Source organism: Affinundibacterium macrobrachii (assembly GCF_014652415.1).
GTDB classification, from domain to species: Bacteria; Pseudomonadota; Gammaproteobacteria; order Burkholderiales; family Burkholderiaceae_D; genus Undibacterium; species Undibacterium macrobrachii.
Window position 1 is genome coordinate 406,321 of sequence record NZ_BMYT01000001.1, and the last position, 12,199, is coordinate 418,519.

The 12,199-nt window shown below is 41.7% G+C and carries 14 protein-coding genes; all 14 read right to left on the minus strand.

What is annotated here, in order from left to right; translation table 11 throughout:
• Positions 1 to 207: 207 nt before the first annotated feature.
• On the minus strand, positions 208 to 1,425 hold the full coding sequence (locus IE103_RS01840; protein WP_189344304.1) for an EAL and HDOD domain-containing protein: 1,218 nt from the start codon (positions 1,423 to 1,425) through the stop codon (positions 208 to 210).
• A 174-nt stretch (positions 1,426 to 1,599) separates the two neighbouring features.
• Entirely contained in the window at positions 1,600 to 1,995 is a 396-nt protein-coding gene (gene cheY, locus IE103_RS01845) for a chemotaxis response regulator CheY (RefSeq protein WP_186889376.1), read from the minus strand.
• A gap of 97 nt (positions 1,996 to 2,092) precedes the next feature.
• A complete protein-coding gene (locus IE103_RS01850) occupies positions 2,093 to 3,169 on the minus strand; it encodes a protein-glutamate methylesterase/protein-glutamine glutaminase (protein ID WP_189344305.1) in 1,077 nt (358 codons plus the stop codon).
• A gap of 64 nt (positions 3,170 to 3,233) precedes the next feature.
• Positions 3,234 to 3,842, minus strand: coding sequence for a chemoreceptor glutamine deamidase CheD (gene cheD, locus IE103_RS01855; RefSeq protein ID WP_189344306.1), 609 nt, complete (start codon positions 3,840 to 3,842; stop codon positions 3,234 to 3,236).
• Positions 3,839 to 4,732, minus strand: a complete 894-nt coding sequence (locus tag IE103_RS01860) for a CheR family methyltransferase (protein ID WP_189344307.1) — start codon at positions 4,730 to 4,732, stop codon at positions 3,839 to 3,841. Before IE103_RS01860 ends, cheD begins: the two co-directional genes overlap by 4 nt.
• Positions 4,733 to 4,784: 52 nt before the next feature.
• Positions 4,785 to 5,291, minus strand: a complete 507-nt coding sequence (locus tag IE103_RS01865) for a chemotaxis protein CheW (RefSeq protein ID WP_189344308.1) — start codon at positions 5,289 to 5,291, stop codon at positions 4,785 to 4,787.
• A 33-nt stretch (positions 5,292 to 5,324) separates the two neighbouring features.
• Positions 5,325 to 7,364: a chemotaxis protein CheA gene (cheA, locus tag IE103_RS01870; protein WP_189344309.1), complete on the minus strand. Its 2,040-nt coding sequence runs from the start codon at positions 7,362 to 7,364 to the stop codon at positions 5,325 to 5,327.
• Between the two features lie 109 nt (positions 7,365 to 7,473).
• A complete protein-coding gene (locus tag IE103_RS01875) occupies positions 7,474 to 7,839 on the minus strand; it encodes a response regulator (RefSeq protein WP_189345060.1) in 366 nt (121 codons plus the stop codon).
• Between the two features lie 47 nt (positions 7,840 to 7,886).
• A complete protein-coding gene (locus IE103_RS01880) occupies positions 7,887 to 8,435 on the minus strand; it encodes a chemotaxis protein (protein WP_189344310.1) in 549 nt (182 codons plus the stop codon).
• Positions 8,436 to 8,493: 58 nt separating this feature from the next.
• The gene (gene motB / locus IE103_RS01885) at positions 8,494 to 9,411 is read right to left on the minus strand and encodes a flagellar motor protein MotB (protein ID WP_189344311.1); all 918 of its coding nucleotides are present in this window, start codon (positions 9,409 to 9,411) and stop codon (positions 8,494 to 8,496) included.
• Positions 9,412 to 9,428: 17 nt separating this feature from the next.
• On the minus strand, positions 9,429 to 10,289 hold the full coding sequence (motA, locus tag IE103_RS01890) for a flagellar motor stator protein MotA (protein WP_189344312.1): 861 nt from the start codon (positions 10,287 to 10,289) through the stop codon (positions 9,429 to 9,431).
• 133 nt (positions 10,290 to 10,422) lie between these two features.
• On the minus strand, positions 10,423 to 11,184 hold the full coding sequence (locus tag IE103_RS01895) for a class I SAM-dependent methyltransferase (RefSeq protein ID WP_189344313.1): 762 nt from the start codon (positions 11,182 to 11,184) through the stop codon (positions 10,423 to 10,425).
• A 60-nt stretch (positions 11,185 to 11,244) separates the two neighbouring features.
• Complete coding sequence (gene flhC, locus IE103_RS01900) at positions 11,245 to 11,796, minus strand: flagellar transcriptional regulator FlhC (protein ID WP_189344314.1); 552 nt, start codon at positions 11,794 to 11,796, stop codon at positions 11,245 to 11,247.
• 35 nt (positions 11,797 to 11,831) lie between these two features.
• Positions 11,832 to 12,149, minus strand: a complete 318-nt coding sequence (gene flhD / locus IE103_RS01905) for a flagellar transcriptional regulator FlhD (RefSeq protein WP_189344315.1) — start codon at positions 12,147 to 12,149, stop codon at positions 11,832 to 11,834.
• Positions 12,150 to 12,199 lie beyond the last annotated feature (50 nt).

Genomic DNA, 12,199 nt, shown 5'->3' on the forward strand with positions numbered 1-12,199 from the left:
GTCCAATTAGATCGAAATCTAAAAAAATTACCTCAGGACAAATTATTCACGAATATGCAGTTATCAGATCGAATGAATAGAGTGGGATAAACCCCTTATTTCAATAATCAAGGGGCTAAATTGGAATGGAAGGATAAAAATCAAAAAGCCCAAATAATCAAAAGTATTATTTGGGCTTTTCAGGTGTGTCGTAGATCGACAAAAAAATTATGCTGCAGCAGAAATATTCTTAGCCCAGACCAAGGCGGATAAATGCGCTTTATTGACATCGACCGGCGCAATTTTTAATGTTTCTGCAATCGAAGACACCAGCATACTGTTGAGTTCACATGCTTCGGCCAGTGCAAGGAAAGGACCGTAAATTCCGCTTCGTGAAACCAAAGCATCGACAACAGGTTCGGGCAGTTGAATCGTCGATAAAACTTCTTCCATCGGAATCCCCAACAAGCGATCCAACAAAGAGAACATTCCAGCGACAAACAAATTCTCTGCGTCTGATTTGGACATAAATGGCTGTCCAAGAATTTCTGCAAAACGACCACGCACGATTGCAGTTTCTAGCAACACAGGTGAGTTGCCACTTGTACTTGCCGTTGCTAATAACAGTGACAACCAACGATACAGCGGGCTGTATCCCAAAATCGTGACAGCGTGCTTTAAAGACTGCACTTCGGTACGCAGACCAAAACCAGCCGAATTAATATATCGTAACAATTTATAAGCGAGTGCAGCATCACGCTTTACCACTGCCTCAAGTTGTTGAATATCCGCATTTTTACGAATCATCTCCATCAATTGAAGTATCGTAGTCTGCGTGGTGTTGAGACCTTTCTGTGCAACATTAGGTCTAGGCGTTAAATGTAGCTTGCCAACAAAGCTCGATAAACCGAGCGCCGCGCAAGCATCAAAATCCTGCCAGTTACCAACATTACGAGCAACCATCTGCACATTCGACTGCTTAAGTGCTGCATACATCTTTGCTTGTGCAGCTAAGTTACTCGAATCGAGTTGTACTTCAAAATGCGTAATTAAAGGAAAAAACGATCTCTCTAAAGCTGAAATATCGGCATTTTTTAGACAAATACCAAAGCCCGCAGTACGCAATTCCTTAATCGCCGCAATCGATGCTTCGTCAGCGAAGTATCGCTTTGAAAATATCAAGACGGTGTTCTTCGGTGAAAGTTGACGTAATCCCTCAGCCTGCAGCAGGCCTGGTACAGCCTCTAAAAAAATGAGGCTATCATCGAGCAAAAATTTACCATCCTCATCGCCTAGTTCGTTGGCGACAAATGACATGAGTGCACTTAACTCTGTCGTGTCCAACTCCGCCGCCTTGGCATTCTGTTGCCATGACAATTGAAAACCAATCACCCGTTGAGAAGGATCAAGCAAGGGTTCTCTGACGATGAACTTTACATCACTCATAAATATTTAATTTTTATAATAATTAGAATTAAAAGCTATTTGAAAAATTGTCGTTTTGCTTAAATCTCTACAAAGAAATTGGCAAACAACCGAACTTACTTCCATAGCGGACTTCACACAATCGATGACTGTAAAGCTGAACTAAAAATGCTATGCAAGAAGCGCTTTTCAAAATCAGGCAGGCTTACCTAATTTTTCAAAAATTTTCGATAACTTCTCATCCAAAGTTGCTGCGGTAAATGGTTTAACCACGTAGCCATTCGCGCCAGCCTGCGCCGCTGCAATGATGTTTTCTTTTTTAGCTTCAGCTGTAACCATCAACACCGGCAATTTTGCCAATGCTGGATCAGCACGAATGTGTTGCAACATCGTGAGACCATCCATGTTTGGCATATTCCAGTCAGAGATGACGAAGTCAAAATCACCACTCTTCAATTTCGCAAGGCCAAGCGCACCATCTTCGGCTTCGTCAACATTTGAATATCCGAGTTCTTTCAACAAATTACGTACGATGCGACGCATTGTCGAAAAATCGTCAACTACTAAAAACTTGAGGTTCTGATCAGCCATAACTTACTCCATAAATTCACAAAGGACCGTAGTGCATATTATCGGTTATATAGACATCTTTTAGTACTTCATTTGCTGCGATTACTACATTTCTTACTTAAACACGCAATGCGCGACTGCCATGTTGATCTAAATAATGCAAGACTTTATGCGGCAAGTCATTTAACGGGGCAACTTCATTGACTGCACCAACTGCGATTGCCTCTCTTGGCATACCGAATACAACACAGCTCGCCTCGTCTTGTGCAAAATTATAGGCACCAGAATTTTTCATTTCTAACATGCCTTCTGCACCATCTTTTCCCATTCCTGTAAGGATCACACCTACTGCATTTTTACCCGCGTATTTAGCTGCAGATTTAAATAACACATCCACCGAAGGCCTGTGTCGATTCACTGGTGGTCCGTCATTTATCTCAGTCACATAATTTGCGCCACTGCGTGCTAACAACAAATGTGAATGCCCAGGAGCGATATACGCATGTCCCGGCAAAATACGTTCTCCGCCAACTGCTTCCGATACAGATATCTTACACAATCCATCCAAACGTTTTGCGAAAGATTTGGTAAATCCCTCTGGCATGTGTTGCGTAATGAGGATTCCTGGACAATCTGACGGCATTTGACTTAAAAAATTCTTGATCGCTTCTGTTCCACCGGTTGAAGCGCCCACAATAATTAATTTTTCACTACTTACCAAAGGATTTCTAACTGATGGCAATACGGACGGTGAATGACTACCTGCTGAGCTAGTTGGATTGGTACGTGCGCGAATTTTTGCCTTTGATGCTGCTCGAATTTTATCAGTGATCACATGAGCATATTCATGCATACCACTTTGAATCGATAGCTTCGGTTTTGTGACAAAATCAACCGCACCTAGCTCTAGTGCTCGCATGGTGATTTCTGATCCACGTTCGGTCAAAGACGACACCATAATGACGGGCATTGGACGTAATCGCATCAACTTTTCTAAAAAGTCGAGCCCATCCATTTTTGGCATTTCAACATCCAAAGTCAGAACATCAGGATTACATTGTTTGATCAACTCTCTGGCAACCAAAGGGTCAGGTGCGACACCAACGACCTCCATGTCACTTTCTTCACGAATAATCTCGCTTAAGATACTTCGTATCAGAGCAGAATCATCGATGATCAAGACTTTAATTTTCATTCTGCCCTCACAACTTCAGTTTCATAGTACACATACGATTAAACAACAGCGAGTGCATTTCAAATCAAAACAAATCGACATCGCCACCAACAGGCACGCTTTTTAGTCGGCTTGCATAGTCGAGCTCGCGTTTCTTCAGTGTATCGTTGTGCTCTACCTTCAGTTTCTTAACCAACACCTTACCAGTTTTAGGAAAAAAATAGACTTTTCTCGGATAAATATCATTCAAATCTTCAGCAATTACTCGCATACGTTCCATACGCAAATAATCCAATACGAATTTAGCATTTCTCTCGCCAACATTAATCGCGGTAAAACCACGCAATACGTTACCGCCACCAAATACCTTGGCTTCCATGTTTTCTCTACGCGCCCCGGCTTTAAGTAATTCGTTGATTAACACCTCCATCGCATAAGTGCCATAACGCATTGATGCAGACACGGGATTATCCGAATTCTCACCGCCATCTGGCAGCATGAAGTGATTCATTCCACCAACGCCAGATACCCGGTCACGTATGCAAGCAGAAACGCAAGAGCCTAGTACGGTGACAATCAGCATGTCTTTGTTCGTAAAATAAAACTCACCTGGAAGTATCTTTGCTGCGTCACAATCGAAGGTGCGATCATAATAGACGTTCGTCGCAAAGTGCTCTTCGCTAAACTGACTCATAAGTCACCCTTTTTTAAATCGTGAGAACTCAATTTCTTACGCTTATCTTCTTGGCTCGCCAGCACATACACAGTCTTACCACGTAACTTGAAATCGTCAGATACATACAAGAAATTCTCTGAATGTCCAGCGAACAATAATCCATCAGGTTTTAACAAGGGCACAAATTTTTTCAAAATATTGGCTTGCGTTGGCTTATCAAAATAGATCATCACGTTTCTGCAAAAAATTGCATCAAATTCGCCATTCAAAAACCATCTATCATCCAACAAATTCAAAGCTTCAAAATTAATCAAACCCCTGAGCTCTGGGCGGACCAAAACACTACCCTCGTTTTTTCCTCGCCCCTTCAAGAAATACTTGCGCACAATGTCATTTGGCAATTTCTCAATTCGATCAATGTTATATACACCACGCGCTGCAACACTTAAGACATTAGTATCAATATCCGTGGCAATTATCTCGACATTAGGTTTGAGTGTACCCAAGGCTTCACAAACACAAATCGCGATTGAGTATGGCTCTTCGCCAGTAGAACTTGCAGAACACCAGATTCGCAATGGCCCCGACTTCTTCTTAATATGCTCAGCCAAAATGGGGAAATGATGTTCTTCACGGAAAAATGAAGTCAAATTCGTAGTCAACGCATTCGTAAAGGATTCCCATTCATTACTATTGGTTTCGCGCTCAAGCATATTCAAATACACTGAAAACGAGCTAATTCCAGTAGCACGTAATCTTCTCGCAAGTCGGCTATAAACCATTTCTTGCTTACTATCTGACAAAGAAATTCCGGCACGTTGATAAATTAAGCCACGTACACGATCAAAATCATGATGGGTAAAATCAAACTCTTTTTCACCGTCAGACCGCTCAGCTGGCTTTGCCATTCTTTATTCCTAACGTATCAATACTGCCTATCAAATACCGAGCCAATCCTTCTTAATCGGTGTTATCCATTAGCCCCATTTCCGGACTCGACATCAATTTTTCAATATCTACCAAAATCAGCATTCGCTCATCGAGCGTACCCAATCCAATTAGGAAATCGCTATTAAATGTGGTGTTCATTTCTGGCGCTGGTCGAACTTGCTCAGGCAATAAAGTCATTACGTCAGAAACGCTATCCACCACCATGCCAACCACACGTACTCCAATATTCAGAATAATCACCACGGTTAATTGGTCGTAGGTTGGTTCACCCAAATTAAACTTAATCCGCATGTCAACAATCGGAACGATAATGCCACGCAGATTAATAACGCCTTTCAAAAAATCGGGCGCGTTAGCGATACGTGTGACTGCTTCATAGCCACGAATTTCTTGCACCTTTAAAATATCAATCCCATACTCTTCATTGCCCAGTGTAAAGGCTAAAAATTCATGTGTAGTGAGGTCATCTTTTTCGGACTGCGATTTTTTTGATAAGTCATCAGAATTTTGTATCATGATTGATTCCTTTTAATCTTATTAAACTAAAGCCTAACGTACAGAACGCAATATCGCAGCAACATCAAGAATGAAAGAAACACCACCATCACCTAAAATCGTCGCGCCAGATATACCCGGGATCTTTCTGTAGTTTGATTCAATATTTTTCACCACCACTTGTTGCTGACCGACTAAATCATCAACAAATAAAGCTGCTTTTCGGCCATCAACTTCAACAATTACAGTGATACCGTTGGCTGGATCTCTATGCTTAGGTTCGATATTAAATGTCTCAAACAAGGGAATTAAAGGCAAATATTCTTGCCGCACTTTAATCACGCGCCCCTTGCCATTAATCTCTTTGATATCTTCTGACTGCGGCTGTAAAGATTCCACCACGAAACCTAAGGGCAGGATATAAATTTCTTCGCCAACCTTGATTGACATTCCGTCCAAAATCGCCAAAGTCAAGGGGAGTGAAATAGTAATCGTAGTGCCAAAACCGCGCGCAGAACGTATATCAACCACACCGCCCATTTGCGTAATATTTCGCTTCACCACATCCATACCGACACCGCGACCAGAGACATCTGTGACGACTTCTGCGGTTGAAAAACCAGGTGCAAATATAAGTTGCCAGACCTCAGGATCTGACATGGAATCAGAGACGTTCAACCCACTTTGCTTAGCTTTTGCTAGAATTTTTTCACGATGCAGCCCGCCACCATCATCGCAAACTTCGATGACGATATTGCCGCCTTGATGCACAGCAGAAAGAGATAGCCTACCTACTTCGCTTTTGCCACTCTCAACACGAGTAGCTGGCATCTCAATTCCATGATCAATACTGTTTCTGACCAAATGCGTGAGCGGATCGACAATTCTCTCAATCAATCCTTTGTCCAATTCAGTTGATGCACCATAAGTAACGAACTCAACTTTTTTACCCAACTTATGTGCTAGATCTCTCACCATTCTTGGAAAGCGAGAAAACACATAATCCATTGGCATCATGCGAATCGACATCACGGCTTCTTGCAAGTCACGTGTATTACGAGTTAAATGCGCGACGCTACTCAATAAACGCTCATTTGACACTGGATCGAGGTCTTGTGTTCGCTGCGTTAACATTGCTTGAGTAATAACTAGCTCACCAATCAAATTAATGATTTGATCAACCTTTTCGATGCCAACACGAATGGTCGTCGACTCATGTCCAGCAGCATGTTTTTCAGCTTCTTTTTTTGCGGTGTTTTTACTTGAATTATGATTGGAATCAAGCACTGGAGCTGGTTCTGGCTTAGCTTGCTCAACGGTCGGCTTGTCTTCCGGAGGGAACATAGACTCAATCGGCTCAAAAAATCCATAGCCCAATTCATCTTCAGTCAACTCTTTTGCCTTACTTGCTTCCGGCATTTTTTCTTCAGAAATCAGCATATTGTCGGCATCAACAATAAAGGAGCAAACCGCCAAAATATCATCAACTGTGCCATTGGTTTGTAGCACGATAGAATCTTGACCTTCGCCATTTTTCTCTGATGAAGCAGAACCAAGAAGAGCAAGTTCAGAAGTTAATACGGTGAGATCGGTGTCCTTAACACTCTTAAAACTGACACGAAAACAATGAATATATTTTTCTTCAGGCTGAGTCGCCTGCGCAATTGGCGCCAACGCGGGTGTTGGACTTGCTTTAGGTTTAAAATCTTCTTGCACAAATGACTGCAATAACATTCGTACGTCACCGACTGCGTCAAGATCTACTGCGGAGCCCAGACGATGCCCATCCAACTGCATTTTCAGAACATCTTTCGCTGCCAAAAATGCGTCTACATGATCTGCGGTGAGGGACATTTCACCTTTGCGAATTTTATCTAACAAAGACTCAAGGATGTGCGTGACTTCAGACATATCAGTAAGTCCAAATGTTGAAGCTCCACCTTTTATGGAATGCGCAGCACGGAAAATAGCATTCAAGTCTTCGGGATCAGGCGATGAAACATCAACCCCCAATAATAACTTCTCTTTTTCTGCGAGAAGTTCTTCAGCCTCATCAAAAAAAACTTGGAAGAACTGACTCATGTCAATCGTCATTATTTCACCCCGTTTATCTCACAGATATGTCGTCACACGATTAATCTGATCAATGCATGCACATAAAACCATATTCATTGTGCATCGATACAGATTAATTTAAAACGCACTATCCAATTACTTTTTTCACAACTTCTGTCAATTTTTGTGGATCAAATGGTTTCACAAGCCAACCATTTGCACCAGCAGCGCGCCCTTTTGCTTTCATTTCATCACTTGATTCGGTAGTCAACATGAGAATAGGAACACGCTGATAAGTCGATAGCGCACGTAAAGATTTGATCAAAGTCAAACCATCCATGCGTGGCATGTTCTGATCGGTCAACACCAAGTCAACTACTTGCCCTTTGGCTTTTTCTAATCCATCTTGACCATCTACAGCTTCAATCACTTGATATCCAGCTGCCTTCAAACTAAATGCAACCATTTGGCGCAGAGATCCAGAATCGTCCACGGCTAAAATTGTCTTGGTCATCATTACTCCATTCAGAAAATTGAGAAAATTATTAACTCAATCAAAAACTAAAATAACTCTATATCACCACTATTTAAATGCTGTTGATTCACTGTTTTTCGCAGCAAGCTTTTCAATTCCACACTTTGCTGTTCTAATTTCTCCGTAATTTCATGCAACACAACGGCAATCTCATCCATACCACCATCAGCGGGAATTACATTCCCGACCATATCTAAGGTAGAGAGAAGTTCCCGCAAACCAGCACTACGTTGGACAGTTCTTGAGATTAATTGATTAGTGAGATCTTGAAACTGCAAGCTTGTAACGGCACGACTAATATGAAGCCCAATGTCTGATTGTATCTGCGCAAGCTTTTCAACATTCTCTTGCGGCACAAGCCCAGTGTTCACTAAACCCAGAATTTGTTCTTCTTGCGACGTAATCGAGGCATGCAAATCTAAAAAATTCTCGCCAAGTTTTTCGATCGCTTCAGCCAATAGTAAAGTCGTCTGAACCAAATCAGTTTCGACTTCTAAAAGATGAGCCACTCCATGATCTGATACGCCAGATAAAAGTTGCTTAACTTGAGAACCCAAATTTTTTTTCTTAGTCATGTTCAGCATCCCATTCTGCAACTCACAATTGCAATTTTGCTGCATTAATTCCGTCAACTTATTTTTTTACTTCAAGCGTTTGCTCTGTTGACTTGGCCAGATCGACTTCCCCACCATCTTGCGAGGCAGATAACTCTGCTTTTTTGTTCATCACAATAATACTGATACGACGATTAATAGGATTGAGCGGATCTTCTTTATCAAATAACACAGAGGAAGAAAGACCAACAATTCTCAACACTTTGGTTTCATCCATTCCGCCATAAATTAACTCACGCCTTGACGCATTGGCTCGGTCTGCTGACAATTCCCAATTGCTATATCCTAACTCTCCACTTCCGTATGGCGCCGCATCGGTATGCCCAGACAAACTAATTCTATTCGGCACATCATTCAACGCAAGACCAATCTCATGCAAAATCACTTTTGTGTAAGGCTGCAGATCCGCCTTGGCAGATGCAAACATTGGTCGATTTTTTTCGTCAACAATTTGAATCCGTAAGCCTTCCGTAGTAATATCCAATAGCAACTGCTTCTTAAACTGCTTTAGTGTCGGATTGGACTCAATCGCTGCTTCAATCTTTTCTTTCAAACCCTTCAAACGCTCTGCATCTGCTCTCGCGAGAGCTGCTTCCGCCGCCTGCAAGTTATAAGTTTTCTTAACTGCTTCGATTTCACCTTTTTTCGTCTGACCGTCACGAATAGAAAGATCTTTCCCACCACCTTTAATCACGCTAGAACTGTCACCACTTCCCTCACCACCAGCCATCGCCACTTTTAATGGTGTTTGAAAATATTCAGCAATACCTTGCAGATTTCCTTTTGCTGTTGACCCCAGTAGCCACATCAACAAGAAGAAAGCCATCATCGCCGTAACGAAATCAGCGTAGGCGATTTTCCAAGCGCCGCCGTGATGTCCACCAGCGACTTTCTTAATTCGCTTTACAACGATGGGACGTAATTCTTCGTTTGCCATAATTTTTCGTCAGTAGCTTACTTGGACTTAGACTGTTTAATATGCTCTTCCAATTCAGAGAAAGTCGGACGCTCTGTTGAATACAAAACTTTCCTTCCAAACTCAACCGATAGCGCAGGCGCATAGCCATTCAAACTAGCCAGCAAAGTCACTTTCACACATTGAAAAGTTTTGGATGATTCATCTAGCTTTTGCTCTAACAAGCTAGAAAGAGGCCCAACAAAACCATACGCCAAGAGAATACCCAAGAAAGTACCCACCAAAGCCTTTGCAATCAAAATACCTAATTCTGCGGGAGGAATACCGACCGATTCCATCGTGTGAACCACCCCCATTACCGCAGCAACGATACCAAACGCTGGCAAACCATCACCAAGCTTTGCCATAAAGTGTGCGGGAACTGCACCTTCATGGTGATGCGTTTCCAACTCGTTGTCCATCAAGTTTTCAATCTGAAACGCGTCCATATTGCCTGAGACCATCAGGCGCAAATAGTCGCTCAAAAACTCCATTAAATGGTGATCGGAAACAACCAGTGGGTATTTGCTAAATAGAGGACTTTCTTCAGGCTTTTCAATATCGCCTTCAATCGACATCAAGCCTTCTTTGCGTATTTTGGTAAGAACGTCAAACAGCATCGTCATCAATTCCATGTACATCGCTTTGTTATACTTGGAACCCTGAAATACAGTAGGCAAGGCTTTCAGCGAAGCCTTAATTGTTTTCGAGTTATTGCCGACCAGCGAAGCACCAACAGCCGCTCCACCGATCATCAAAAGTTCAATAGGTTGAAACAACACGGCCATATGTCCACCGGCCAAAACAAAGCCGCCAAACACAGACCCACAAACCACGATATAACCCACAATGACTAACACGAGTTAGACTCCTTCATTCGTTTGAACTCGATTAACTGCTCATTCGAGCAACAACTTAAGAATACCAGCGATCTCATAACATTAGGCAACATTTTCCCGAATATTGCCCAAAAAATATATTTTTGTTGTTTCGTTATACACGCCAGCCATATAAATATACTCCGCCAAAGTTAATTTTCATAACAATATCGGGAGTGACGTCAGGAACGATGAATTCATAGCTCAAAAAAAGTGAACCCGGCCTCATTTCAGTCTTCGCTTTATGCCAAACACTAGGCATAGCAGCTGGAGATAAATAGCAAAAAACCACATCAAATTCCGCGAGATTAAGTTGATAAAAATTACCTAACTTAAACTTCACTCGTGAGCGCTTAAAAAGTCCTCGTAAATAACTAATCAACCAAGGTAAAGGAGCAATTTCAACGCCAAGAAACAGTCCATCAGGTCGACGCTCAGACAACTTGATAAGAAGCCCGCCCATCCCACTACCAATATCAACAAAACGAGGTGAACTCATGTTTGAAATCTGCTCCAATAGCGGAACCAATAATTCCGACCTAGATGGATAATAGGGAACTTGAGATCGATAAGTCGACCAAAATATGGCCGAAAGAAGGATCAATATGAGCAAATAAAAATGCGGGGAAATTTCTTGTTGAAACAAGAAATAGGCAGACAGAGGAAATAGAAATTGAATGGGTGCCCACCACCAATCAAATTTCAACAGCAGAGAAAAACTTGCAGCAACAACGGCATGCAAAAATAAAAAAAAGAGTAATGAAAAACCGATTTGAAACTTAAATCGAATCAAACCCAATACAAGAAAAGTAATGACCAAAGAACCCAATTGTATTAACAAGGACTGCATTCCAATTGAGAGCTTCAACTTACTCACCTCATATCATTTTCACCTTTAAAATCATATCACCATTAAGCCATGCACCAAAACAACTACTTAATTCAAAACACGCTCTGCATCTAATGCACGCTGTTTTTTTGTTTTCCCAGCACGTGATGGCATGTGGCAAAGTCCACAAGCGTAGTGATCATGTAAATCTAAAGAGTGTCCAACAAATTGACCACCGCACTGCTTACATTTCACAAATGAGAGCATGTTTCCCTCGAAGAAGCGTACCAAAGTCCAAGCTCTAGTTAATGACAATACAGGTTCTTCGCCTTCTGGCGTTGGCATCTGTTCTTGATACAATTTATATGCTTTTACCACAGCGTGAATACCATCAATATCAGCATGATCACGCAGATATTTAAAGATATTCATAAACAATGAAGAATGAATATTTGGCTGCCAAGTAACAAACCAATCCGTCGAGAAAGGCAACATGCCTTTTGGTGGAGACACACCTTTAAGCTCTTTGTATATTTTCAGCAAACGCTCCCTTGAAAGTGATGTTTCAGATTCAAGCAATTGCAATCGTGCACCTAAATTAACCAAGTCCACTGCCAATTGAATCTCATTTGCTTCATTAACGATACTTTTCGTAGCCATTTTGCACCTCGACAATTTTCAAATTCAAGAAAAAACTAAGCGATTTCTTCGACTTTTTGACCAGCCATCAAAATAGCTGCGTGTGAATGCGCGAGACTGCGTTCTTTATTGTAATTTGTTAACATGCAAAGAATTGAACTGTCTTCAAAGCGGAAGCGAGCAAGCATCATATTTGAACCGGCCAATTTCAAAATCTGGGAGTTATTCATACCCTCGATCAAATCAGCAATTTCCTTACTGATGCCAAGTCGAAATATTGCTGTTGCTTTATCTGCACGGATCATTTGCTGCGCCAACATTAAGTAACTCAAGTTAGCGTCACGGATCTCAGCCATCATGTCATTTGGTGTCATTTTAGTACTCCCACTTATTTGCCCTAGCGAAATGTGTTGCCAGTGAGACA